This window comes from Ruegeria sp. AU67 (genome assembly GCF_900312795.1).
GTDB classification, from domain to species: domain Bacteria; phylum Pseudomonadota; class Alphaproteobacteria; order Rhodobacterales; family Rhodobacteraceae; genus Ruegeria; species Ruegeria atlantica.
In genome coordinates this window covers 90451-115489 of the sequence record NZ_OMPH01000016.1, presented here as the reverse complement: position 1 = coordinate 115489, position 25039 = coordinate 90451, and the positions used below count along the sequence as shown (strand labels likewise).

The window sequence follows — 25039 nt, the reverse complement described above, 5'->3', positions numbered from 1 at the left end:
GAATGAGCATAGAAAAGAAAGTCTGGCTGATCTCGGGTTTTGTTACTCTGGGTCTGGCCGTTGTTCTGTTCAAACTCTGGATTGAACTGAACCATTTCGACGAGGACCCGACGCAACTGCCAGATCAGGCGTCGGTCGACGCTTACTTGCAAGACCTTCCAAGTTTGCCAAGCTATCAGGTCAAAACTGGCATATTTATCAAATCCTTCAGTTTTACCGGTGCCAGTGATGTGCATGTCAGCGGCTATATCTGGCAGCATTATGAGGACGGTGTGCATGACGCCATCAAACCAGCAGAAGGCGAAGTGGGGTTCATCCTGCCGGAAGCTGCCGAGGCAGCGAGTGGCCTGATTGAAGAAGCCTACAGAATAGATCAGGGCGGGTCCGAGTTGATCGGCTGGTATTTTGAACAGACCTTGCGCCAGGCCTTTGACTATACCAGTTATCCGTTTGACCACAAAACCGTCTGGGTCCGTTTCTGGCCGGGCGAGTTTGACGTAAATGTGGCTCTAATCCCTGACTTTTCGGCCTATCCGGCCACGGGGCCGAACGATATCTTCGGCATCGACAACCGGATCGTCATGGGAACGTGGGAGCGTGAAAACACCTATTTCGACTACCGGTTGTCCGATCTGGATACGACCCTTGGCATCGGCAAGAACGAATATCAGACCAACCTGCCTGAGCTGCACTATAATTTCGTCATCAAACGGAACTTTGCGAATGCTTTTATCGTCCACATGATCCCCTTGATTGTTGTGACGATGCTGCTGTTCGGGGCCGTCATGACAGTCACGCGACGCCCCAATCTGGTGGAACGGCACGATTTCAGTACGTCCAGCGTTATCGGCACCTGCTCAGTCCTGTTTTTCGTGATCCTGCTGGCGCATGTACAATTGCGTGAAGGTTTCGCCGGATCGCCTGTGATCTACATGGAATCGTTCTTTTTCCTGATGTATTTCCTGCTGCTGGCAGTGTCGGTAAACACCTACTTCTTTGCAGCCGAGGCCGTGCCGTCCCTGTGGTTCATCCACTATAAAGACAACCTGATTCCCAAGGCCTGTTTCTGGCCCTTTGTCCTGTCGTGCATGGTGATCATCACGGCCTATAACCTCAGCCTCAAGGACAGCCCTAAGGATGAGGTCGGGATACAGGTTCAAAACTAGGCGGGCGGCTGCCACCCGGGTTTTAATGTGCCTGTGGCCATGTCCAGCGTGTATTCCCCTACAACCCCGGCTGCGCCCTTCTCCAACTGATCCAGATACTTGGTGGGCTGCGCGATCACATAGGCATATGCTGGTTTCATTACGCCCTCGATCAGCACGTTGATCCGCTTACGGACGTAGACGTTCTCGGGTGATCCGGGTCCGTGAAAACCTTCGAGCTTGTCGAGTTCTTTCATACCGGACGAAGTCACCCGATACACCTCTCCGTGGATCGGTTTGCCACGGCCTTTCTGGTCGACCAGCGTGGCCATCCGATGCAGGTAACCACAATTCGGATTGTCGCAATGCGGCTCATGCGGCACGATCAGGGGCATTCGCTGTCGGGTCACGGCCTTGCCGACGAAATCATCCAGCACGTCTGTGTGGGCCTCATGGTTCGGGAAGCCTTTCTTCAACGAGCCATAGGTAAAGTAGAGATAGGTACGTTCACGGTCATCTACGACATCGTCTTCGCTCTCTTCCTCGATCTCTGCAAGCGTGTGGCTGTTGGCCCAGTCATCCAGCATGGCCAGCACTTCATTCGAGATTTTGGCTTCATTGACGTCCTCGGCGTTTTTGGGGCTTTGCAGGAAGTGGATGCACGAACTTGCGTCAATGCCATCTGAGGCCAACAGTGTTTTGACCATATCAACCGAGTTGTTCATCACCGCCACGTGCAGGCTGGTAAACCCATGGTCGTTGGTCGCATTCACGTTGATACCGCGCCGTATCAGCTCTTGCGCGGCCTCAATGTCAGGTTTGCCCAAGCCCTTTCCGTTTTCATGCAACTCACCTTCGCCGCCAGCTGCGTAATGCAACAGCGTATCGCCATTGTGCTCATCCACGATGTCGATCCCGGCCATCCCGTTTTCAATCGCGTCGAAAACACGGCGCCATTGCGCGAACTCATCCGAAGCTGCGGCTTCTTGCGCCCATTTGCAGATGTTGTGCTCCTGATCGGCTAGTTCCTCGAACGCTTCGTCCAGAACTTCCATAATCTGGTCCGGGGTGGCCATCATACCGATCCCCATCATGCCGTTCGACAGCCGCCCTTTGCGGGGACCGACCAGATCAACACCCAGATCGCGCAGCTTTTCGACATTCCTTTGGGTTGTGACGTTGTTCCACATGTTGGTGTTACACGCCGGGCAAAGGATCGCCGGTTTGTTCCGGTACTGCCAGGCGACAAAGACCGAGGTCAAAAGGTTGTCGGCAATCCCATTTGCGATCTTGCCCATTGTATTGCAGGTCACGGGTGCCACGATCACGCAATCGGCCCAGTCACACAACGCAAGATGCGAGGCGCGCAGCGGCATGCCGAACTTGGTGTAGCGGAAGTTCCATTCGTCGTCGTCGCGGTAATAGTCGTTGTGAGAGATATAGTCCTCGACCTTCTCGGGCTCATACCCCCTTTCAATCTCGACATCCGCTTCAATCTCAATATCGCGAAAGAACCTTTCAGCGGACACTGAAGGGATCAGTTTCACATTGTGGCCAGCATCGGTGATTTTCTTCACCAGTTGCGGCACCTTGTCCGCCGCCGATGATCCGCAAGCACACAGCAATACGTTGCGCTTTTCGCTGGGGGCATCTGTCAGCCCACCCTTGGGGTACCCAAAGATGTTCTTGTCCAGGCTGGGGGATTCATGACGCAGCAGAACCGGCAACCCGGCCTTTTCCACGTCCTTCTGAAATTCACCTTTCAGGATACTGTCCACGATGTCGTTTCGCCGGCCCAGACAAACGCCATTGAAAAACAGATACGGAACGGTTTCCTTGCCGGTTCGGGCGATCAGTTGCCGGCGCATTTTCATGACATTTGCACCGTGCCCCTCGACATCAATCAGCTTGATGTCGGTGATGCCGATATTGGCCAGGATACTGCGCAGCATGTAGGACCAGGGGTCTTCATCCGCATAAAACAGAACAAGTGGGTTGTTTTTGACGATCTGGTCTACGTCGCTGGGGTCTTCGGGTGGGTCCTGTTTTTCGATCACGAGCAAGGCCGGGTCCTTGAGGTCCCGAAGGCCGCGGAACAAATGCCCGCGCGGTGCCTGCCATACCTGTGAGGTTGCGGGGCTCATGTCCACAACCGTCACCATATCGGTTGCCTCTTTATAAGCGATACACAGGCACCAGAACTCCTCCAACAGGGCCGTTTCACGGAACGCATTCTTAGGGGGGCGTATGACCTCAGACCCCAGGACTTTATTGAAATCGATATTGATCATCAGATGACGAAGATCTTTGTGTTCGTTCAGACTTTGCAATTGGTGGTGGAACCAGTCTTCGGGTGAACTGACGTTTTTGTCCGAACGTTTGGCGTAGCTGCGGAAAGTGCTGCCCAGATGCACGTCCGGTTCCTGACTGAGGTACCGTTGCGCCATGGCGTGCATTTCCCGGGCTGTCGACACACGACTAAGCGCTTCGGCCAAATCGGTTTGCGTTGCCCTCAGCAGTTTGTCTTCGTCAACCTGTTCATCCCCAAGGATGGCCAGGCTTTCGGCAAGAACGCCCATCGAATTCATGTTCGGGCTGGCCCGCCGGAACAGGTTGCGCCGCTTTTTGGGGTCCTTGGCTAGGTATTGCGTACTGTCGACATAATTGCAGTCCTGCTTCAGGGTTTGCAGGTATGTTTTGACAGCGTCTAGCGCCGAAAACCGCAGCATTCCCCGTGATCGCATCGATGTTCCATCGCGGTCGGTCATCCCGGCCCACAGTCGATCAATGGTTGTTACCCATAGCTTGCCGTACTTTTCCGGGTGAACGTCCATCATATGCACAAGGCCGGTGCTTGGGTTGCACTTTGCGATAATGGCAAAATGGCCGCCCGGCATGTTCTCCTTGCCATGTGCGACACCGACTTGAAAATTCGCCACAAGGATATCGTTCTTTCCACCCAGCCGATTGGATTCGTCTATTGCCTCAAGCAGCAGATCCACGGATGTCGTGGCCTCATCCATGAAATAGGCCTGCACCTGAATGACATCGCGCAGGTCCTGGGTATGGATGAATGTGCAGGCAACATCGAAAAGTTCGCCCAGCGATATTCCGTCGTTTACGACAAACGAGGTCGGTAAGCCGCATTCGCGAAAGATGTCGTTGACTTCGTAGCTGAATCCAAGCGCCGACATGCTAAGGGCTGCAGCGGTCACGCTGCAGCAATTGATCGGCTGTTGATAGTTCTTCAGATGCACACTGACCAGATCGCCAAACAGCGTATCTTCACAGGCATCTTTGATCTTTTTCGGGATTGCCTTCCATTGGTGTTTGGGCAGATAGGCCAATCGGGTGCCCGGAGTGGCCAGCGCCTGAAGACTGACGGGAATGTCCTCGATTTCGAGATGCTCTTCGTAAAAATAGTCCCCGGTGTCTGCGGTCGCCAGAACCGCCTTGTCCTGCCGGAGCTGAACCATGCCGCCAAGGACCACGAACATACCTTCAGAGGGCAGGACCATCTCTTCGGATACTTCGTAGAACTCGAATTTCGAATGAATGACTGATGGATCCTTGGATGGCAGGACCTCGTCTATCAATTTCAGATCGTCTTGGGATGGATTGAATGATTGAGAGCTTTCAATTGGATCTTTAGGCACGTCTTGTCCCCCCTGAACTTCGCCGTGAAAATTGTCAAAGACCCAACGCAGAAGCTTGTTTTTGGGTCAGGCACCCATCGGTCATACGGAATAGAAAACCGGCCTGACGTAATTTCCCGCGCTGGGCGGACCGATTGAACACATTGATATGCGCGAACAAAAGGATCCAATTGAGCGTACTGTATAATATCTGAATATAAAAATCACTGGCGTTGTTGATTGGGCCAATTGCGTTGCAGCCATAGGGTGATCATGTCGTTCATCGTGCCGCCGAGCGCTGAGGCTCGCACAGGTGGTACGACGAATTGACAAAAATCCTGTCAATATGACAAGCATAACCACGATTTCGTCAAGATTGCCCCTGCGTTTCGGACAGAAGCGGCCTCATACTTTCAAAAACGAAAGAGGAGGCGCGTTTTGAGCTGGAACATTTGTGTCATCGGAGCAGGCAAGATCGGTCAGATGATCGCGACCTTGCTGAAGTCATCGGCCAATTACTCGGTCACAGTGGCCGACCGGGATTTGGCTGCGTTATCAGCATTGAACAAGCAGGGCATTTCGACCCGGCAAATCGATGTGAGAGACGAAGCGCAACTGACCGAAGGCCTGGGTGGGTTCGATGCCGTAGTCTCGGCGGCCCCATTCTTTCTGACGCCGAAAATTGCCAAAGCGGCCAAGGCCGCTGGCGCACACTATTTTGACCTGACGGAAGACGTCGCCGCGACCAATGCGGTGCGTGACTTGGCACAAGGCAGCGATACGGCGTTCATGCCGCAATGCGGTCTGGCACCGGGTTTTGTCGGTATTGCAGGGGCATCGCTGGCAGCGGAATTTGGTGAAATTGACAGCCTGCACATGCGGGTGGGGGCGCTGCCGCTCTATCCGACCAACGCGCTAAAATACAATCTGACCTGGTCCACTGACGGGTTGATCAACGAATACTGCAACCCTTGCGATGCCATTGTGAATGGTGAACGGGTCAAGACCGCTCCGCTGGAGGATTATGAGCTGCTTGGCCATGACGGGGTGGAGTACGAATGCTTCAACACCTCTGGTGGGTTGGGAACGTTACCCGAAACGCTGGACGGCAAGGCGCGGGCCGTGTCTTACCGTTCGATCCGGTATCCGGGCCATTGCGATATCCTGAAATTGCTTCTCAAAGACCTGGGTCTGGAACACCGCCGCGATCTTTTGAAGGACATTTTTGAGACCGCACTGCCGCGCACCGATCAGGATGTGGTGCTGGTCTATTGCACCGCAAAAGGCATGATCGACGGCGCGCTGCGCGAGAAATCCCTGATCAACAAGAGCTTTGCCCGCACCATCAACGGACAGGTCTGGAGCGCTATACAGGTCACCACGGCCGCAGGCGTTCTAGGCGTCGTCGATCTAATGCGGACAGGTGCTTTGCCTGCGAAAGGGTTTGTCCGGCAGGAACAGGTGAACCTGTCCGATTTCCTGAACACCGAATTTGGCCGGCTCTATCGCGCCGGCGACGTAACCGAACAGAACAAGGCGGCCTGAGATATGAAAGACATCGTGATGACAGCCCAAACAACCCTCGCCAATCTGGATCTGACCGAGGCCGAACTGACCGGCGGCACGCTCAAAGTGACGTCTCCAATTGATGGCAGCGTGTTGGCCGACGTGCACGAAACACCTGTTGCCGACATGGACGCCATCTTTGCCCGTTCTAAAACGGCGTTCAAAGAATGGCGGACAGTACCGGCCCCGCGCCGGGGTGAGCTGATCCGCCTGTTGGGAGAGGAACTGCGCGCCGCCAAGGACGATCTGGGTGCTCTGGTCAGTTGGGAGGCTGGCAAGATCACCTCGGAAGGTCTGGGCGAAGTGCAGGAGATGATCGACATCTGCGACTTTGCGGTTGGTCTTTCGCGTCAATTGTATGGTCTGACCATTGCGTCCGAGCGTCCGGGTCACCGGATGATGGAGACGTGGCATCCGGCAGGTCCGGTCGGAGTGATCTCGGCCTTCAACTTCCCGGTTGCGGTTTGGTCGTGGAATGCGGCACTGGCGCTGGTTTGCGGTGATCCGGTGGTCTGGAAGCCGTCCGAGAAATCTCCGCTGACCGCGATGGCTTGTCAGAAGATTTTTGAACGCGCGCTGGCCCGGTTTGGCGATGCGCCGGACAACCTGCTGCAAACCCTGATCGGCGGTGCGGCGCTGGGCGAGGCCTTGGTCGCAAGCGAAAACGTTCCGATTATCTCGGCCACAGGGTCCACCCGTATGGGTCGCGCCGTGGCCCCCATCGTGGCGCAACGCTTTGGCAAGTGCATTCTGGAGCTGGGTGGCAACAACGCGATGATCGTTGGTCCTTCGGCCGATCTGGAAATGGCTGTCCGTGCGGTTGTGTTCTCGGCCGTCGGTACGGCCGGTCAGCGCTGCACCACGCTGCGCCGCCTGATCGTACATAACTCGATCCGCGAGGAGTTAGTGGGCCGTTTGAAAAAGGCCTATGCGGGCTTGCCCATCGGCAACCCGCTGGTCGAAGGCACGTTGATTGGCCCGTTGGTAGACGAAGCCTCGGGCACGGCAATGACCGCTGCGCTTGAAGCCGCCAAGATCGAAGGTGGCACCGTGCATGGCGGTCGTCGCGTGACCGATGGTGTACCTGCCGGTGTCTATATGGAACCAGCCATTGTCGAAATGCCAGGCCAGACGGCGGTTGTTAAAACCGAAACCTTTGCGCCGATCCTGTATGTCATGGGTTATGACGATTTTGATGACGCGATTGAGTTGCAGAATGACGTCCCGCAAGGCCTGTCTTCTTGCGTCTTTACCCTGAACATGCGCGAGGCCGAGCAGTTCTTGACTGCGGCCGGGTCGGATTGCGGCATCGCCAACGTCAATATCGGCCCGTCAGGTGCCGAGATCGGCGGAGCCTTCGGCGGTGAGAAGGAAACTGGCGGTGGGCGCGAAAGCGGCTCGGACGCGTGGAAAGCCTATATGCGTCGTCAGACAAATACGGTGAACTACTCGGCTGAGCTGCCCTTGGCGCAGGGCGTCAAGTTCGACATCTGAACCAGTTATCCAGCGGCGCTTTAAAGCGCCGCTGGACGTTTCAGATTAATCGGCAAAAAGATAATCAAGGCTCATGATGGCTTGCGCCTTGTCCAGCGAAACGCCCAGAAACTCGGCAATCGCGGTCTCATTCTCAATATTTGAGTTGGTCTCGCGGATACGCAGGTATCCGTCAAACTCTGCCTCGCGGATCAATTCGGATTCGTGCACCAGTGAACTGCGCAGCGCCGGGATCAGACGGGCCACGGTTTCCCGAGGACTGCTGTCCCCGGCCAACCCAACCCGGCGAGCGTGACCGATCAGATAGTCGTCGGAATACTCGCACTCGATTTCAAGAACATGGCTGCGGGCCTGAACCGAGCAGAAATCCTGAATGATATCCAGATCTGCGGGATCCACGCACAAGACCAGCTTGTTGGAACCAAAGCTTTCAAACAGCATGCGAGCCACCGCGCGCCGGTGCCGCGTGCGCTTGGCCAGAGACGATTCAATGCCACCCAGATCAGGCAAAGAAGTGTCTTCTTCGTTGAACAGGTATTCGACGCAGGGAATGTCGGTTTCCGAGACGATCTGGTCCACCAACCGTTTGGCAACATGCCATTTCTTGCTCACGATCAGAAACACTTCGCGCTCGGGACCCAAGGAATTGCCCGCCTCCCAGAACCGCTGCGCATAACGTCGCCCCACCCGGCCACGCCCTGTCAGAAAGCTGTACAGGTTGCGGCCTTCGTCCGAGATGTGAAAGGTCATCCCTTCGGTAGCGTACATCTGACCCAGCCTGTCCTTCAGTTTATGGGCTTCGGGGCTGATCTTGCGGGCGAACAGGTAATCTTGCGATAGAAGCAAGTCATAGTGATCGTTGTAGAACGTCACCGGCATGCCATAATCAGAGAACATCAGAAATGTGGGAGTGCGGTTGTCGATCTCAGTCTTGGGGATCAGATGGCGCACCAACGTCTGAAAAAAGGTCTCGTCCGGAATCCAGGTGGTCGAGAAAAACCGTTTCACATCCGGGCGCTTTTGCAGAAAATCCAGGATCATTTCGATGGTCCTGCGGCGCAGGCACCACCATTGGCTGCCGATCATTATCTGAACATCTGACGGAATCTCGCGCGTCAAACCAAACCGTTTTTGCAGATTGTACGACCCGTAAAACAGCTTGGCCTGTGTGCGTTCGTTGAAATAGTGCCGATAGATCAGCCGGTCTTCAACCATGCCGGTCTTGATCCAGTTGCTTTCCAGGAAATCATGGCTTTCGACGAAATCAACGTCGTTCTGGTTCAGAAAGTCGTGGATGTACTCAGCCGATTTGATCGGCATGCAGTCACCTGACACCATGTAGAAATGAGTGGCGCGGGGAAACGCATCCACAGCGGCCTGCAGGGCGTTCAGCGTGGCCTGAACCAGTGACCAAGCCCCCCAGCCGCATTTGATGCGCTTGCTGGCAAACGTGACATTGGGGTTGTCTTTCAAAGCCTCGCGAATGCGTTCGAAAGCGGCCGCACTGGCCCGCGCGTCAAAGTGGATCGCCATGCAATCCCCGGCTGCGGTCAGTTGCTCGGCCTGCGCGATGATTGCGTCAGGGTCTTTGTGACAAAGCAATATGTAGGCAATTCTTGCCATATTGGCCTATTGTTTTCCGTTTCTGCCCGTTTCCAACCGTGATACTGAGGATGAGCGATTGAATAAATAGAATATTTTTGGTTTTTTGTTTTCAAATGCTGGCGCGTCAATTCTAAGACCAGATCAGCAAAGGAGGCACAGCAGATGGGTTTTCCCGGTACATGGATGACCGAAAGCGAAAGCATGGTTTACCGTGTGGTGCCGAAATGCGCCTGTTCGACCATTGGTCAGATCATGTTTTATTCCGATCACGGGCAGTTTTTTGACGGTGATATCCATGACGCAAAAGACGGGATGCACAAATGGGCCTTCGGTCCAAGTCAGGATCAGATCTCGGGAAATGTGCGGGATCACAAATCCCTGGCCTTTACGTGCGTGCGCAACCCCTACACCCGAATTCTAAGCTCGTTCTTCGACAAGATCTGCGGCATTCAGCGCAACGGCAAGCGGTATCGGGGCAATTTGGTGCCCACGCTTATCTATAATTACGGGATCGAAGTTGGCGGCGACGATGGCAAGGGTGAGTTCGATCAGATCGCCAGTTTCCGCCGGTTTTTGCTGTTTGCACGTGATACGATCCGCTGGCGCCGCCCGATGGATCCTGACATTCACTGGTCGGCCATGTCCGGGCATGTTTCTACCTTCATCGTGAATGGTGGGCAGTACGATCAGATTTTCTGGACTGAGCAGTTCAACGAAGGAATGCAAAGTGTCCTTGATCGGTTAGAGACACCGCACGCTGTGAATTTGTCCGAAATCCCGCGATTCAATGAATCCGAAGGCCACGGGCCCAAACGTGCGCATCCGGTCGAGGACTACTTTGACGACCTTTCGATGCATCTGGTCTACGAAATCTACAAACACGATTTCGAGTTGTTCAAATACGATTTTGAGAACCCGGGCAACAAGATGCCAATCGGTGAGATTGATCTGGACGAAGTTCATGCCAAACTGGGCGACTAGGCGAACGAGTCAGCGATTGATCAGGCACTCTTTCAGGCCAGACGGGTATAGCTCTGGGCCGCCGGTATCCAGAGCATCCAGACTGAACCATCCTGCTGTCCAGCTCAGGCCATTGTCTTCGGTGAATGAAATCGGCGCGTCGGGCCAGTTCAAAAGCTCGGGGCACTGAATCTCGGCCACAAAGATGATCTCATGCCCCTGATGCCCTTCATGCTGGTACAGGTTCTCAATCACCAGCGGTTGCCCTCTGACTTCAACCGTCACATCGAGTTCTTCGCGGAACTCACGTTTCAGGGCGTCATGCCATGTTTCGCCGAATTCGACCGATCCGCCCAACGGGCGAACACCCTTGATGCGACCGTCGTCATTTGGGACTTCAGCAGCAAGAAGGCGGTCCCCCCGCCAATGCAAGCCGATGGCTTTGACACGGATACCTTTGTGCGGGCGCCAGAATGTCATGCTTCTCACCGATTGTGCTATGGATATCGTTGAATACAATAGAAAAAGGTCTCGCTAAACAAACTAGCGAGACCTTTGAAGTTATTGCAGTTTGGGTGGTTTGGAAACCGCTTCGTCAGACTTGGCGCACGGCACCTTTCGCGGCACTTGTCGCCAGCTTGGCATAGGCCTTGAGCGCGGTTGACACCTTGCGCTTGCGCGGTGCGGCGGGCACCCATCCCTTTTCGTCCTGCTCTTCGCGGCGGGCGGCCAGTTCTTCGTCAGACACGGCCAGATGAATCGTCCGGTTGGGGATGTCGATCTCGATCTTGTCGCCTTGCTTGACCAGCCCGATTTCGCCACCCTCGGCGGCCTCTGGTGAAACGTGGCCAATCGACAGGCCCGAAGTGCCACCCGAAAAACGCCCATCGGTCAGCAGGGCGCAGGCTTTGCCCAGACCCTTGGATTTCAAGTAAGACGTCGGATAGAGCATTTCCTGCATCCCCGGACCGCCGCGCGGGCCTTCATAGCGGATCACCACCACGTCGCCTTCTTTGACCTTGCCGGTCAGGATGTCGTTCACGGCCTGATCCTGGCTTTCGCAGACATAGGCAGATCCAGTGAACGTCAGGCTGTTGGGATCAACGCCTGCCGTTTTCACGATACATCCTTCGCGCGCGATGTTGCCGAACAGAACCGCCAGACCGCCATCCTGACTGAACGCGTGTTCCTTGGACCGGATCACACCGCCTTCGCGGTCGGTGTCCAGTTCCTTGTACCGGTTCGACTGGCTGAACGCCTGCGTCGTGCGTACGCCGCCGGGCGCGGCCTTGAACAGATCCTGCGCTGCGGGGTTGTTGGCGACCTTGATATCCCAGTTGGCAATCGCTTCGCCCATGGTCGCCGAATGCACGGTGCTGCAATCTTCGTGCAGCAGTCCCGCGCGGCTGAGTTCACCGAGGATCGAGAAGATGCCACCGGCGCGGTGCACGTCCTCCATATGAACATTCTCAGTATTGGGCGCGACCTTGCACAGACACGGCACCTGACGGCTCAGGCGGTCCATATCGGTCATGGTGAAATGCACTTCGCCCTCATGCGCGATGGCCAGCAAGTGCAGCACCGTGTTGGTCGAACCGCCCATGGCGATATCCAGGCTCATCGCATTTTCAAAGGCGTCGAACGTGGCTATTTCGCGCGGAAGGAAGCCTTTTTCGTCCAGATCGTAGTGGCGTTTGGTGATTTCCACGATCCGACGACCGGCCTCAAGGAACAGCTCTTTGCGGTCCGCATGTGTGGCCAGAGTTGAGCCGTTGCCCGGCAGCGCCAGCCCCAGAGCTTCGGCCAGACAGTTCATCGAGTTGGCGGTGAACATACCGGAACAGGAGCCACAGGTTGGGCAGGCGTTCTCTTCGATGTGCTGGACCTGTTCGTCGGTGAACCTGTCGTCGGCGGCGGCGACCATTGCGTCAACCAGATCGATCTTCTTGGCATCCAGATCGGCGATGTCGATCTTGCCGGCCTCCATCGGACCGCCCGAGACAAAGATGGCCGGGATGTTCAGGCGCATCGCGGCCATCAGCATGCCGGGGGTGATCTTGTCGCAGTTCGAAATACACACCATCGCATCAGCGCAGTGGGCGTTGACCATGTATTCGACCGAATCTGCGATCACCTCACGCGAGGGCAGCGAATACAGCATCCCGTCATGGCCCATGGCGATGCCGTCATCCACCGCGATGGTGTTGAACTCTTTCGCAACACCGCCTGCGGCCTCAACCTCGCGCGCGACCATCTGGCCCAGATCTTTCAGGTGCACGTGGCCGGGGACGAATTGGGTGAACGAGTTGACGATGGCGATGATCGGTTTGCCGAAATCGTCGTCACCCATACCGGTGGCGCGCCATAGGCCGCGGGCACCGGCCATGTTGCGGCCGTGGGTTGAGGTTCTGGATCGGTACATTGGCATGATGCTGTTTCCCTTTTGCCCCGGTTGCGATATTCGGGATGCGTGCGTTATAGCGCACGTATCACATGTGCGCTATAACGCACAAGAGGATTCGAGAGACGACAAGATGGCACCGGACGAAATTACGGTAAAACTACGCGATGTGCGGGCGGCCTCAGGGTTGAGCCTGTCCAAAGTGGCCGAGATGACAGGTGTCAGCAAAGCCATGCTGGGTCAGATCGAACGAGGCGAATCCAGCCCGACCATCGCAACGCTGTGGAAAATCGCCAAAGGGTTTCAGCTGCCGCTTAGTGCGTTGATCGGAACGGCAGCCCTGCGGGATACCGCCATGACCGACGTGTTTCACACGGTGACCTTTCCCGGCAGCATTGAGGTCAAGATCGTCTTTCCCTTCGATCCGGCGCTGGGGGCCGAAACGTTTCACGTCGACCTTGCCCCAAACCAAAGCCACGAATCCGCAGCCCATGCCGCAGGGGTGACCGAAGAAGTGTTTGTGCTGAACGGATCGCTTGAGATTCTGCGCGACAGTGACTGGGTTCCGCTACAGGCCGGGCAGGGCCTACGCTTTGCAGCCGATCTGCCGCATGGCTACAGGGCCGGGACGAATGGCGCTGCGTTTTTGAACATGCATCACTATGCGCAACCAGCCGAGGTCACCTGAGGCAACGCGCTCGCTGGAAAGGGTGGGCGACATGAAAAAAATATGTGACCCAAGTACAAAGTTATGACTTTATGTCGAGGTAGCACACAGCGCGGGTCGCGCTGTGTACGGTTTCTTTAGCACGAACCGGTCAGTTCGACGCGGATTGCAGCTTAGAGCTGTACTCGGACAACGAGCTGGAAACGATATCGTACCACTCGCCCGACTGCCGCATTTCGTTCAGGCCATTATTCAGCATCGAGATATACTGCAGCCCGTATGGGTTGGATTTATGGGCCAGCAGACGAATGGTGGATAGATGGGTGAAGTTCTCATTCTGAACCACCTCGTTCTCCATACCCAAAGCCGCAATTGCACCATTGGCTTGCTGGATAGCCATCCCGGTGGCGTCCGCGGTTCCGTTCATGACCGCCTCGATGCACTCTTCCGGGGTGCGGGGGCGAACAAGCGTGATTTTGGGTTCGACTAGGCCGGCCTCTTCCAGGTCATTGGTAAAGAACCCGTCCATACGACAGAATACGGCCCTTTCCAGCTCTTCGATGGAGGCTGCGCCAGCATATTTGCTGTCGGGCAGTGTGAAATAGCCCACGACTGATTCATACAATGGCTGTGACGCGTAGAACCCGTTACAGCGATAAAGGCTGTCTTCACCCATGGCATCGGGGTTTTTTTGCGCAATCTGGCACAACCCATGCAACGGCGATGTCATACGCTCCGGCGGGCAGAAGTGTATAAAGATGTGAGTTGAAATCGTTCACCCAACCCTGGTTGTATTCGCGCTTGTTGCCAGCACGATGCAGGGCCGTTGTCGACAACCGCATCAAAAAGCCGCCACCCGAAAGACCTTCGTCCGTATAGGGTGCCCAATCGTTATCGGCCAAAAGACGAATCGGTGGTTCATAAACGTTTCTGGCTTTGATCTTCGCGGCCTTTTCTTCCTCTCGCTCGACAACTTCGTTGAACTGCGATGCGGCGGTCAAGCGACCGTCGGCGCATGGTAAATTCAGAACAGTACCAGGCGTCAGGTTGTTCGGATTTCCGGCAATGACGTTTCTGTTCGCGTTGAAGATGATTTGGTAGTCCCGAGACCCATAAGCCGTTTCGGAAATAGTCGCCAGTGTATCGCCTGCTTTTACTGTATACGGTTCGCACGCGACCTGCGCCGCAGCGCTTATCGGTGAGATCAAGGCAGCCAGACCCAGGGCCACTAGGCCAAACTTAATTCCAGGGGTATTCATTTCGTTCTCCTGTCGAGTGAGTGCTTTAACGTGCGCCAGGGTCCGGGTTGTTTGGTCTACTACCCTGGCGGTGGTATTTTTCTTCACTTACAGAATGTTAGGAAAGGTGTTCCGCGCTGCTCCAAATTTTTCAGACTGCGGGGGAATGTATTTATTATTTTTCCAATTTGCCCGTTTCCCTTGGCTCCAGCTCCGATGTTGTATTGGCTGTTTCACGGCCTGAACATGGGCGCTTTCACAGATACTCCGGGGTACAATGACGTAGGGAAAACCGGCCATTTTACGGCGGAAAGTGCATTTTTTGAGTTCAACCCCTAGTGGAGTGAAAAATATCATGCAAGCGCAAGTCCACAAAGCAGGACGGCACTCTTACACCCATGACCATTTCCGGTGGTTACAACTCAAAATGTGCATATGGGCAAACCGTGTGCGGAAGTTAAACTGAGTTACGGGTGCGCTTGGGCCTGTTTGTTTTGCTCAAATTGGCCCCAATCGCCCGGAACCGCAGGATCAGAGGCGTCCGTTAGCGTCATCATCCCATCCAGTCTTGAACCCGCATGCGCGCGCGTATAGGGACAAACCAAGCGCGTTTAGGGGAGGCTTTTATGCAGGACGATCCGAAAACCCTCGTTTCTACCGAATGGCTTGCCGCCCATCTCAAGGACCCGGATCTGCGGGTGCTGGACGGGTCGTGGTATCTGCCTCAGCAAGGGCGGGACGCAAAGGCCGAATATGACGCGGCCCACATCCCCGGTGCGAGGTTCTTTGATATTGATGATATCTCGGACCACCGCTCGGACTTGCCGCATATGGCGCCCCCGGTCGAAAAGTTCATGTCCCGCCTGAGGGCAATGGGCGTGGGCGACGGCCATCAGGTTGTCGTCTATGATGGGGCCGGCTTGATGTCTGCCGCCCGTGTATGGTGGTTGTTCCGGTTGATGGGGCAGGAAAACATCGCCGTTCTGGATGGTGGTCTGCCGAAATGGCAGGCCGAGGGGCATGAGATCGAAGATCTGCCGCCGGTGATCCGCGACCGCCACATGACCGTTCGGGTCCAGAACCATCTGGTCCGCGATGTCACGCAGGTATCTGCCGCCGCCAAGCTGGCCGATCATGAGATCATCGACGCACGCTCTGCGGACCGCTTTGCCGGAACCGGGACAGAACCGCGCGAAGGTCTGCGCCCAGGCCATATTCCAGGGTCGCGCAATGTGCCCTTCGGCACGTTGCTGAACAAGAACGGCACGATGAAATCACCCGACGAATGCCGCGCCATCTTCGAGTCCGCAGGTGTGGACCTGTCGAAACCGGCCATCACATCCTGCGGGTCGGGTGTGACCGCCGCAATCCTCAGCCTTGCGCTTGAGCGCATCGGCAAGAAAGACCACTCGCTTTATGACGGCTCCTGGGCTGAATGGGGTGCCTTCCCGACCCTGCCCGTCGCAACCGGAGAGAACTGATGTTCGAAAACCTCAAACCGCAGCCTGCCGACAAGATTCTGGCGCTGATGCAGGCGTACCGCGAAGATCCGCGCGATCAGAAGATCGACCTGGGTGTTGGCGTCTACAAGAATGCCGAGGGCGTGACCCCGGTGATGCGTGCGGTGAAAGCGGCCGAAAAGCGCATCCTAGAAGAGCAAGAGAGCAAGGCCTACACCGGATTGGCGGGCGACCCGGCTTATGCCGATGCGATGATTGGCCTGATCCTGGGCACCTCGGTTCCACGCGGCAACATCGCTGCCGTGGCGACGCCCGGCGGAACCGGTGCCTGCCGTCAAGCATTTGAGATGATCCGCATGGCCAACCCCTCGGCTCGCGTGTTCGTGTCGAACCCGACATGGCCCAACCACCTGTCGATCCTGAACTATCTGGGGATGGAGACGGTCCAATATCGGTATTTCGACGGTGAAACCCGTGGCGTCGATTTCGACGGCATGATCGAGGACCTGAAAACCGCGAATGCGGGCGACGTGATCCTGCTGCACGGTTGCTGCCACAACCCGACCGGTGCCAACCTGAACATGGTGCAGTGGCAGGAGGTCGTGAACCTGATCAACGAGCGTGGCCTCGTGGCAATGATCGATATCGCCTATCAGGGCTTTGGCGACGGACTGGAAGAGGATGCGCAGGCGACCCGACTGGTGGCCTCGTCGGTCAAGCGTTGCCTGATTGCAGCGTCCTGCTCGAAGAATTTCGGTGTCTACCGCGAGCGGACCGGCCTGTTGATGGCCATCAGTGATGACCCGGCGCAGACGGCTCTGAACCAGTCCACGCTGGCATTCCTGAACCGTCAGAACTACTCGTTCCCGCCGGATCACGGCGCACGGGTGGTGACGACGATCCTGAATGATGAAGCCCTGCGCGCTGACTGGACGGCTGAGCTGGAAGAGGTGCGCCTTTCGATGTTGGGCCTGCGCCAACAACTGGCAGACGAGCTGCAGGCCCAAAGTGGGTCCGATCGCTTTGGGTTCGTCGCCCAGCACCGCGGCATGTTCTCGCGTCTGGGGGCGGCACCGGAACTGGTCGAAAAGCTACGCGCGGATCACGGCATCTACATGGTCGGTGACAGCCGGTTGAACATTGCTGGCTTGAACGCGACGACGGTTCCGATCTTGGCCAAGGCGATTATTGACGTCGGTGTCTAATTCAATTCTATAAATCAGAAAACCCGGGCGCGAACGCCCGGGTTTTTTATTTTCGAGTGGCTGGCTATTAGCCTTTCGAAAACTCTGGATAAGCTTCCATACCCAGCTCTGCCATGTCGAGGCCGTTGATCTCGTCTTCTTCGCTGACACGGATGCCGACCGTCGCCTTCAGAATTGTCCACAGGATCAACGCGCCAACAAATGTGAACACACCATAAGCTACGATACCGGTCAGTTGGGTGATCAGGTTTGCTTCGCCGTAGAAGATCACGGCGATGGTGCCCCAGATGCCTGCGAACAGGTGAACCGGGATGGCACCGACAACGTCGTCGATCTTAAACTTGTCCAGCATCGGAACCGCGAAGACTACGATGATGCCACCAACTGCACCGATCCACAGCGCTCCGAACAGGGTCGGGGCAAGCGGTTCTGCGGTGATCGAGACCAGACCGGCCAGCGCGCCGTTCAGCACCATGGTCAGGTCAGGTTTCTTGTACAACACCTGCGTCATGATCAGGGCTGCGATAGCACCAGATGCGGCGGCCATGTTGGTGTTGGCGAAGATGCGGGACACGTCGGATACGTCACCTACGGTGCCCATCGCCAGTTGAGAGCCGCCGTTGAAGCCAAACCAGCCCAGCCAAAGGATGAACGTACCCAGAGTTGCCAGCGCCAGGTTGGAACCGGGCATCGGGTGAACTTTGCCGTCTTTGTACTTGCCAATGCGGGGGCCAAGGATCAGGCAGCCCGCCAGTGCGGCCCATCCGCCGACCGAATGCACAACTGTCGAACCGGCGAAGTCGGAAAAGCCCATGGCATCCAGCCAGCCGCCGCCCCATTTCCACGATCCAGAGATCGGGTAGAGGATACCAGTCAGCACGATGACGAAGACCAGGAAGGGCCACAGCTTTATGCGCTCGGCCACGGCACCGGACACGATGGACGCGGTTGCCGCCACAAAGACCAGCTGGAAGAAGAAGTCCGAACCGATAGACGCGTAATCTAACGCCGCGTCCGCGGGCGCAACACCCACAGCATCAAGCACGGTCGGGCCGCCAAGAGCAAAGAAACCATTAAAATCGCCCGGGTACATCGTGTTGAAGCCGACCAGCCAGTACATGATCGCGGCAATCGAAAACAGCGCGATGTTCTTGATCATCTGCATGGCAACGTTCTTGGAACGCACCAGACCGCCCTCGAGCATGGCAAATCCTGCTGCCATGAAGAAGACAAGGAAGCCTGCCATCAGGAACAACAGGGTGGTAAAAATATACTGGGTGTGCAGCGCAGCTTCGCCCTCGGCGGCCTCTTGCGCCAGGCCCATCTGCGGCAGCACGACTAGCGCGGCGGCTGGGATGAGAGATTTCATCAGGTTCATTGTCAGTCCTCGAATGCTTTGGAGTGGCGGCGCTTACAGCGCCTCTTCGTTCGTTTCCCCGGTCCGCACGCGCAGCGCCTGCTCGACATCAAGGACGAAAATCTTGCCGTCACCGATCTTGCCGGTCTTGGCGGTTTTGGTGATGGTCTCGACGATTTGGTCGGCCATCGTGGCGGGCACCACGATTTCAAGCTTGATCTTGGGCACGAAATTCACCGCGTATTCGGCCCCACGATAGATTTCGGTGTGGCCCGATTGCGAGCCGAAGCCCTTGATCTCGGTCACCATCATGCCGCGCACGCCGGCTTCGGTCAGTGCCTCGCGCACCTCCTCCAGCTTGAATGGCTTGATTGTCGCAATGATCAGTTTCACGTCTGTCCCCTCTTCCTGTCCGGCGGAACCGGTTTGTTTGCACCTGCAGAAAGAGAGCGTGACTGACCGCAGTAAGAAACGGTCAGGGCGGGAGAACGCAGGGGAAAAGGGGGGTAAGGTGCACAATTTTTGCACAAAAAAACGTTGATGCCTAAAAATCAGGCGAACTATTGAGGCCGGTTAGCGGAATTTCATACCTCTACTTCGCGCCGGTGGCAGGGTATGGTGCCTCAAAATGATAACCGGGCAGAGTTTGAGCATGACTGAGTCCAGGCGTCGCAAGACATCGCTTGTTGCAGACAAAAGATACCCTTCAAAGGGGCGTAAACCCGCTGCAACAAAGCGGACGACAAAGCCCGCCGGCAAGAAGGCGACGGCGCGCAAGACGTCGACTCGCAAAACCGCCCGGAAGAGAATCCGCAAGACGTCCGGTGGCGGCGGCGGCTTCTTGCGCCGCATGTTCCGTTGGATTTGGCGGTTGATTTGGGGTGTGACCTGGCGTGTGGGCGCGGTGGCTGCCATGCTGTTGGCTTTGGCGGTTGGGGTTGTCTACTCCTCTCTGCCTGACGTCGATGCTTTGCTAGACGGTCGCGCGCGCGGGTCGGTGACCCTGTTGGATCGGGACGGCAAGGTCTTTGCCTGGCGTGGGGACCAATTTGGTGGGGTGATCACGGCCGATACTGTCTCGCCGCATCTGAAGAACGCTGTCGTCGCGACCGAGGACAAGCGGTTCTATCGCCATTTCGGCGTCAGCCCGCGCGGTGTCGCAAGCGCTGTGCGCATCAACCTGAGCGAAGGGCGCGGACCGCTGTCGGGGCATGGCGGGTCGACCATCACGCAGCAGACGGCCAAGCTGTTGTGTCTGGGTGTGCCTTATGAGCCCAGTGAATGGGAATCCGAAGCTGCCTATGAGTCTGATTGCCGTCAAGGCTCGCTTTGGCGCAAGGCCAAAGAGGCGGTCTATGCGATGGCGATGGAGGTCAAGTATTCCAAGGACGAGATCCTGACCATCTATCTGAACCGGGCCTTCCTGGGCGCGGGTGCGCGCGGGTTCGAGGCCGCAAGCCAACGCTATTTCGGGATTTCGGCGGCTGAGGTCAGCCCGTCGCAGGCTGCTATGCTGGCTGGTCTGCTGGTGGCACCGACGCGCTATGCACCTACGAATAACCTGCAACGTTCGCAGGATCGAGCGCGGCTGGTGGTTGGCCTGATGGAGGCACAGGGGTATCTGACCTCGGCACAAGCAAGCAGTGCGCGCAGCAATCCCGCGCAACTGTCCGAAGCCGCTGCTGCGCGGGCGGGGGGCTATTTCGCCGATTGGGTGATGGCCAGCGGACCCGAGTTCTTTACACGCAACACGACCGAAGATGTGGTGATCCGCACCACACTGGATCAGCGTATCCAGAAATCGGCCGAAGAGGCGCTGCAGTTCATCTTCCAGGAGAAGGTCCGCGAAGGATCAAAGGCGCAGGCCGCGATCGTGGTGATGTCGGCGGACGGGGCTGTGCGCGGAATGGTTGGCGGGCGCAAGACCCGCGTGTCCGGTGCATTCAACCGCGCCACGCAGGCGCTGCGGCAAACGGGGTCATCATTCAAACCCTTTGTTTATGCCACCGCGCTTGAGCTTGGCTATTCGCCATTGGATACGGTGGTGGATGAGCCCTACTGCGTGAACATTCCAGGCTCTGGCCAATGGTGTCCCAAGAACTACACCAACAAGTTTTACGGGCGCGTCACACTGGCAGATGCATTGAAAAACTCGCTAAACATCCCGGCGGTGAAAGTGGCTGAGATCGCGGGGCTGGACAATGTCCGCACGGTGGCCAGCGAATTCGGCATCGATAGTGATCTGGCGCAAGGCCCCGCTCTGGCGCTGGGCGCGTCGGAAAGCACGCTGATCGAGATGACGGGGGCTTACGCCGGCATCCTGAACGGTGGCTCGGCGGTGGAACCCTATGGGCTGACCGAATTGAAGCTGTTGGGCGATCAAACCCCGGTCATGGTGACGACAACCGGCATTGGTGAGCGGGTCATCAACGACAAAGCCGCCAAACAACTGACCTGGATGATGGAGCGTGTTGTGTCCGCGGGAACCGGTGCGCGTGCACAATTGCCTGGTTGGCAGGTGGCGGGTAAAACCGGCACGACGCAGGCTGCGCGGGACGCGTGGTTCATCGGGTTCACGGCCGATTACGTAACGGGCATCTGGATGGGCTATGACGACAACACCCCATTATCTGGTGTGACCGGAGGCGGGTTGCCGGCTGAAATCTGGAAAGAAACCATGCTGCGCGTGACCGAAGGCATGACACCGACGCCGTTGCCGATGTTGGCCCCGGACCCACCGGTCAGAACAGCGCAACCTCAGCAACAGCGCCGAAAGAGCCAAACCGGGTTGGACCGGGCCATCAACAATCTGCTGAACAACATTTTCGGTGGAAACTAAAAAAGGCGGTGCGCTGGGCACCGCCTTTTGAATTGAATGAGCGCCTGATCAGAGGCTGTCGTCAAGGGCGGCCAAAATCGCATCACCCATTTCCGTGGTCGAAACCGGCGTGACGCCTTCATCTGCCAGCAGGTCGCCCGTGCGAACACCGTCGGCCAGCACTTTCTCGATCGCTGCTTCAAGACGATCTGCTTCTTCAAGCTGATCAAAGCTGTAGCGCAGCGCCATGGCAAAGCTGAGGATACAGGCGATTGGGTTGGCTTTGCCCTGACCTGTGATATCCGGGGCCGAGCCGTGGACGGGCTCGTACATCGCCTTGGGACGGCCGTTTGCCATCGGAGCACCCAAAGAGGCCGACGGCAGCATACCCAGCGAGCCGGTTAGCATCGCGGCACAGTCCGACAGGATGTCGCCGAACAGGTTGTCTGTCAGAATGACGTCGAACTGTTTGGGCGCACGCACCAACTGCATCGCGCCATTGTCGGCATACATATGGCTCAGCTCGACCTCGGGGTAATCCTTGGCCACACGGTTCACAACTTCGCGCCACAGAATGCCCGATTCCATGACATTGGCCTTCTCCATCGAGCAGACCTTTTTGTTCCGGCGCATTGCCAGCTCAAATGCCGAGCGCGCGGCGCGTTCGATCTCAGATTCGGTATAGCGCTGGGTGTTGATGCCAACACGTTCATTGCCTTCCTCGAAGATGCCGCGCGGCTCGCCGAAATAGACGCCCGAGGTCAACTCGCGCACGATCATGATATCGAGGCCGGCAACGATGTCTTTCTTCAGCGACGAGAAATCGGCCAACGCGTCAAAGCACTGTGCCGGGCGCAGGTTGGAATACAGGTCCATCTCTTTGCGCAGGCGCAGCAAGCCGCGCTCGGGCTTGAGGCTGAAATCCAGATCGTCGTATTTCGGGCCGCCAACAGCACCCAGCAGAACCGCGTCAACCTCTTGCGCTTTGGCCATCGTCTCGTCCGACAGGGGCTTGCCATGCGCATCATACGCGGCACCACCGACCAGATCCTCGCTCACGTCGAATTCCAGGCCGCGTTTCGCACCGAACCAGTCGATGACTCTGCGCACTTCGGCCATGACTTCGGGGCCAATTCCGTCTCCGGGCAGGATGAGGAGCGAGGGGTTGGACATGAAGGATCTCCTTGCGTTTTACAGCACAGGCCCTAGCGCCTGTGCGGCATCGGGTCAATGAGACGATCCCGCCTGACGGCAAGGAAAATACAGGTTTGTTTCCGTTAGCGTCTGAAAATTGCGTCAGGTCTGCATTGCAGGCCAGATCATGGCGCAAAGTGCCGTATCAGCGAGGCAGTGTCAGGTCGACCCAGATCAGCCGGTGACGGCTGGCGCTTTCGGCGCTTTCGCGTTCTTCAGAGCCCGCGGCGGGCCAGTGCACCCCGGAATCCACCACCTGCCATTGGGCCGATGGCAGGACGTAATCGACCCGCATTGGACCAACCGTTTTCCAGACCACCGTTGTCAAATCGCCTGATGGGTCTGCAGGTGAAGGGTCCTGAAGGCGGGGGTCGTTCAAAAACTCTCGGATCGCCTCTTTGCGTCCATCACCTCGCACTGGGTCCAGATTGGCGTCACACGCGATGACAAACAGACGATCGGGTTTGCGCCCGACTTCACCATCCATGACTGCGGACCAAAGACGGATCTCGTCCTTGTTCCTCAGTCCATTGCGATCCTCTGGCCCGTCAAACACCGGGGGCGAGGCGTGGAAGGTCATCAAATCCAGCCGCCCTGCCGGAGTTTCGATGGGCACAACCCAATGCGCGACGGATGAGAGGCGCTGAACGTTCTGCGCCTGTTCTGACGGGTAGGGGTCTGCGTCATGTTGGGGCAGTTCAGCACCGGGCAATTCCACCCATAGCAAGTTGGACAGGTCCTGAACCTGATCCGAAGCGATGGGATAACGGGACATCACGGCCAGCCCACCTTGTCCTGTGAAGCGACCCCAACCCTGCGCGTCACCAGGGCCGTGGGTTCGACCATCTCCGTCCAGATCAAGATCCGTTTCCAGGCCGGAATTTGGTTGGGCTGCGAAAGTGTAAGAATAGTCCAATCCGGCCTCGCGCAACCGATTTGCCAGCGCCGCCAGCGCCAGCCCCTCGAAATCCCAGTCGATCCCCTGCAACGCAATGATATCGGGGCGGGTTGCCGCCAAAACTGCAGCAACCGCCATCACCTGATCATCACCGCGGCGAATATCCCGCAGCAGCAATCCCGGACCATCGCGGCTGAGTTCTGTGTTGTAGGTGGCAATACGGATCGTCTCTGCCTGCGCCACAACGGGCAACAGCAGCAGGATCAGGATGCGGATCATGCGGTCTGGGTAGACTCGGCTGTGGAATAGGCGCGCCGTTTTTCGACGATCAGATTGGCAATGCGCAGGGTCGCCATACCACGCATGATCATGCTGGCCGGTAGAAAGGCCCATGCGCTGAGCGTCCAGATCAGGGTCTGAGGATTGCTCAGAGAGATCGGATCGGCATAGTCAGTCAGCAGTTTGATCAGCGCCGGGATCAGGAACGGCAGCAGAATACCGATGCAAATGTTCAGCCGTCCGTCACGCTGCAGACGGGTGACCACGTCACCGCCTTTGGTGGGGTCGAACAACGGAAGATTGGTCCAGACATTGAAGGCACCGTTTCCGGTCGGCCAACCGCGCACTTTCACCGCGTAGGCAAAGCTGGCGATCGTCACCAAAGCGGCGACATACGCGACGCTGGCAGAAATACGGACAAGTTCGATCAGGGGCGCGCTTGCATCGGTCGGCAGCATCAGAATGATCAGCCGTACTGGCGAATACGGAAAGTCGACCACATTCGCGACACCCACACCGAAGGAATAGAAGGTCGTCGTCAGGCCGGTCGGCGTATACGCATTTTTGCAGATCAACGTCAGGAAGGTGACCATCGACATCAACCCAACAAAGCGCAAACGGTTCACAGGCGGTGCATCGCGGAATTCAATAAAGCTGGGAAAGGCAGAGTTGTATTCAGCGAACGTCAGAAAAAACGCGAGAATGGCGAGAAAGACGACTATCTCGGTCCCATTCGTAGACGTTACAGGCAGGTACAACGCGGGTGTCAGCACCATAAGTGCGACCAATAGTCCCCGAATCGCCGCTCCTGTTGTGCGCGCAATCACTATCCAAACCCTTTCAAAACGGATTGACCGTTTCTTTTTCTTTGACGGCTTCGTCCCATCTTGCATCCGGCGTATTTATTGCCGGAGACCTCCAATATCGCCAACATTGACGATCAGCGACAATCCGCTCAAGCCAAGGTGCAGAAAACATGTGATTTTGGGCAAAATGATGGCAAAACTGGTGCGCCGTTGCATCATTTTCGTCGCAAATTCGGCGTGTATCAGAGGGGGGCACCACATGTTGTGGTTGCCGGGCCAACAACCCCAAGAAAGCGAAAGGGGTCGCCCAG

General features: G+C 56.9%; 19 protein-coding genes. 8 read left to right on the top strand and 11 right to left on the bottom strand.

The window, feature by feature from the left end; translation table 11 throughout:
* Nucleotides 1-2: 2 nt before the first annotated feature.
* Nucleotides 3-1166: a hypothetical protein gene (locus DK510_RS05885; protein ID WP_109311318.1), complete on the top strand. Its 1164-nt coding sequence runs from the start codon at nt 3-5 to the stop codon at nt 1164-1166.
* On the opposite strand, the gene DK510_RS05880 is transcribed toward DK510_RS05885, so the two are convergent.
* A complete protein-coding gene (locus DK510_RS05880; protein ID WP_109311317.1) occupies nt 1163-4801 on the bottom strand; it encodes a flavoprotein in 3639 nt (1212 codons plus the stop codon). The genes DK510_RS05885 and DK510_RS05880 overlap by 4 nt on opposite strands.
* Nucleotides 4802-5218: 417 nt before the next feature.
* Between DK510_RS05880 and DK510_RS05875 the strand changes: the two genes are divergently transcribed.
* Both DK510_RS05875 and DK510_RS05870 read left to right on the top strand, forming a co-directional pair.
* On the top strand, nt 5219-6325 hold the full coding sequence (locus DK510_RS05875; RefSeq protein WP_109311316.1) for a saccharopine dehydrogenase family protein: 1107 nt from the start codon (nt 5219-5221) through the stop codon (nt 6323-6325).
* 18 nt (nt 6326-6343) lie between these two features.
* The gene (locus DK510_RS05870) at nt 6344-7840 is read left to right on the top strand and encodes an aldehyde dehydrogenase family protein (protein WP_370246205.1); all 1497 of its coding nucleotides are present in this window, start codon (nt 6344-6346) and stop codon (nt 7838-7840) included.
* 45 nt (nt 7841-7885) lie between these two features.
* On the opposite strand, the gene DK510_RS05865 is transcribed toward DK510_RS05870, so the two are convergent.
* The gene (locus DK510_RS05865) at nt 7886-9463 is read right to left on the bottom strand and encodes a DUF5928 domain-containing protein (RefSeq protein WP_109311314.1); all 1578 of its coding nucleotides are present in this window, start codon (nt 9461-9463) and stop codon (nt 7886-7888) included.
* 144 nt (nt 9464-9607) lie between these two features.
* Here DK510_RS05865 and DK510_RS05860 point away from each other — a divergent pair, with 144 nt between their 5' ends.
* Nucleotides 9608-10426 carry a sulfotransferase family protein gene (locus tag DK510_RS05860; RefSeq protein WP_109311313.1) on the top strand — a complete coding sequence of 273 codons (819 nt, stop codon included), beginning with the start codon at nt 9608-9610 and terminating at the stop codon, nt 10424-10426.
* Nucleotides 10427-10435: 9 nt separating this feature from the next.
* Here DK510_RS05860 and DK510_RS05855 read toward each other — a convergent pair whose 3' ends face one another.
* Both DK510_RS05855 and ilvD read right to left on the bottom strand, forming a co-directional pair.
* Entirely contained in the window at nt 10436-10885 is a 450-nt protein-coding gene (locus tag DK510_RS05855; protein ID WP_109311312.1) for an NUDIX hydrolase, read from the bottom strand.
* Nucleotides 10886-11000: 115 nt separating this feature from the next.
* The gene (ilvD, locus tag DK510_RS05850) at nt 11001-12833 is read right to left on the bottom strand and encodes a dihydroxy-acid dehydratase (protein ID WP_108861683.1); all 1833 of its coding nucleotides are present in this window, start codon (nt 12831-12833) and stop codon (nt 11001-11003) included.
* Between the two features lie 106 nt (nt 12834-12939).
* On the opposite strand from ilvD, the gene DK510_RS05845 reads away from it, so the two are divergent.
* Nucleotides 12940-13494: a helix-turn-helix domain-containing protein gene (locus tag DK510_RS05845; protein ID WP_109311329.1), complete on the top strand. Its 555-nt coding sequence runs from the start codon at nt 12940-12942 to the stop codon at nt 13492-13494.
* A gap of 130 nt (nt 13495-13624) precedes the next feature.
* On the opposite strand, the gene DK510_RS05840 is transcribed toward DK510_RS05845, so the two are convergent.
* Both DK510_RS05840 and DK510_RS05835 read right to left on the bottom strand, forming a co-directional pair.
* Nucleotides 13625-14149: a transporter substrate-binding domain-containing protein gene (locus DK510_RS05840; protein ID WP_160116466.1), complete on the bottom strand. Its 525-nt coding sequence runs from the start codon at nt 14147-14149 to the stop codon at nt 13625-13627.
* Nucleotides 14142-14732 (bottom strand): LysM peptidoglycan-binding domain-containing protein, encoded by a 591-nt coding sequence (locus tag DK510_RS05835; protein ID WP_109311310.1) that lies wholly within the window; start codon nt 14730-14732, stop codon nt 14142-14144. The genes DK510_RS05840 and DK510_RS05835 overlap by 8 nt, the downstream gene beginning before the upstream one ends.
* Before the next feature lie 605 nt (nt 14733-15337).
* Between DK510_RS05835 and sseA the strand changes: the two genes are divergently transcribed.
* Both sseA and DK510_RS05825 read left to right on the top strand, forming a co-directional pair.
* Nucleotides 15338-16192: a 3-mercaptopyruvate sulfurtransferase gene (gene sseA / locus DK510_RS05830; RefSeq protein WP_109311309.1), complete on the top strand. Its 855-nt coding sequence runs from the start codon at nt 15338-15340 to the stop codon at nt 16190-16192.
* A complete protein-coding gene (locus tag DK510_RS05825; RefSeq protein ID WP_109311308.1) occupies nt 16192-17376 on the top strand; it encodes an amino acid aminotransferase in 1185 nt (394 codons plus the stop codon). Before sseA ends, DK510_RS05825 begins: the two co-directional genes overlap by 1 nt.
* 67 nt (nt 17377-17443) lie before the next feature.
* Here DK510_RS05825 and DK510_RS05820 read toward each other — a convergent pair whose 3' ends face one another.
* Both DK510_RS05820 and DK510_RS05815 read right to left on the bottom strand, forming a co-directional pair.
* Nucleotides 17444-18754, bottom strand: coding sequence for an ammonium transporter (locus DK510_RS05820; RefSeq protein ID WP_058276558.1), 1311 nt, complete (start codon nt 18752-18754; stop codon nt 17444-17446).
* Between the two features lie 33 nt (nt 18755-18787).
* Nucleotides 18788-19126 (bottom strand): P-II family nitrogen regulator, encoded by a 339-nt coding sequence (locus tag DK510_RS05815; protein WP_058273036.1) that lies wholly within the window; start codon nt 19124-19126, stop codon nt 18788-18790.
* A 259-nt stretch (nt 19127-19385) separates the two neighbouring features.
* On the opposite strand from DK510_RS05815, the gene DK510_RS05810 reads away from it, so the two are divergent.
* Entirely contained in the window at nt 19386-21572 is a 2187-nt protein-coding gene (locus DK510_RS05810) for a transglycosylase domain-containing protein (protein WP_109311307.1), read from the top strand.
* Between the two features lie 48 nt (nt 21573-21620).
* Here DK510_RS05810 and leuB read toward each other — a convergent pair whose 3' ends face one another.
* The 3 genes from leuB to DK510_RS05795 all read right to left on the bottom strand — a co-directional run bounded on the left by leuB (nt 21621) and on the right by DK510_RS05795 (nt 24749).
* Nucleotides 21621-22724 (bottom strand): 3-isopropylmalate dehydrogenase, encoded by a 1104-nt coding sequence (gene leuB, locus DK510_RS05805; RefSeq protein WP_058273034.1) that lies wholly within the window; start codon nt 22722-22724, stop codon nt 21621-21623.
* A gap of 166 nt (nt 22725-22890) precedes the next feature.
* Nucleotides 22891-23922, bottom strand: a complete 1032-nt coding sequence (locus tag DK510_RS05800) for an endonuclease/exonuclease/phosphatase family protein (RefSeq protein WP_109311306.1) — start codon at nt 23920-23922, stop codon at nt 22891-22893.
* Nucleotides 23919-24749: a hypothetical protein gene (locus tag DK510_RS05795; protein ID WP_109311328.1), complete on the bottom strand. Its 831-nt coding sequence runs from the start codon at nt 24747-24749 to the stop codon at nt 23919-23921. Before DK510_RS05795 ends, DK510_RS05800 begins: the two co-directional genes overlap by 4 nt.
* Nucleotides 24750-25039 lie beyond the last annotated feature (290 nt).

Bases quoted from the DNA above. Each gene is read 5' to 3' on its own strand.
- DK510_RS05840 (WP_160116466.1), bottom strand. From the start codon at position 14,149: ATGGGTGAAGACAGCCTTTATCGCTGTAACGGGTTCTACGCGTCACAG.
- DK510_RS05820 (WP_058276558.1), bottom strand. From the start codon at position 18,754: ATGAACCTGATGAAATCTCTCATCCCAGCCGCCGCGCTAGTCGTGCTG.
- DK510_RS05865 (WP_109311314.1), bottom strand. From the start codon at position 9,463: ATGGCAAGAATTGCCTACATATTGCTTTGTCACAAAGACCCTGACGCA.
- DK510_RS05860 (WP_109311313.1), top strand. From the start codon at position 9,608: ATGGGTTTTCCCGGTACATGGATGACCGAAAGCGAAAGCATGGTTTAC.
- DK510_RS05885 (WP_109311318.1), top strand. From the start codon at position 3: ATGAGCATAGAAAAGAAAGTCTGGCTGATCTCGGGTTTTGTTACTCTG.
- leuB (WP_058273034.1), bottom strand. From the start codon at position 22,724: ATGTCCAACCCCTCGCTCCTCATCCTGCCCGGAGACGGAATTGGCCCC.
- DK510_RS05800 (WP_109311306.1), bottom strand. From the start codon at position 23,922: ATGATCCGCATCCTGATCCTGCTGCTGTTGCCCGTTGTGGCGCAGGCA.
- ilvD (WP_108861683.1), bottom strand. From the start codon at position 12,833: ATGCCAATGTACCGATCCAGAACCTCAACCCACGGCCGCAACATGGCC.
- DK510_RS05825 (WP_109311308.1), top strand. From the start codon at position 16,192: ATGTTCGAAAACCTCAAACCGCAGCCTGCCGACAAGATTCTGGCGCTG.
- DK510_RS05845 (WP_109311329.1), top strand. From the start codon at position 12,940: ATGGCACCGGACGAAATTACGGTAAAACTACGCGATGTGCGGGCGGCC.
- DK510_RS05870 (WP_370246205.1), top strand. From the start codon at position 6,344: ATGACAGCCCAAACAACCCTCGCCAATCTGGATCTGACCGAGGCCGAA.
- DK510_RS05855 (WP_109311312.1), bottom strand. From the start codon at position 10,885: ATGACATTCTGGCGCCCGCACAAAGGTATCCGTGTCAAAGCCATCGGC.
- DK510_RS05810 (WP_109311307.1), top strand. From the start codon at position 19,386: ATGACTGAGTCCAGGCGTCGCAAGACATCGCTTGTTGCAGACAAAAGA.
- DK510_RS05835 (WP_109311310.1), bottom strand. From the start codon at position 14,732: ATGAATACCCCTGGAATTAAGTTTGGCCTAGTGGCCCTGGGTCTGGCT.
- sseA (WP_109311309.1), top strand. From the start codon at position 15,338: ATGCAGGACGATCCGAAAACCCTCGTTTCTACCGAATGGCTTGCCGCC.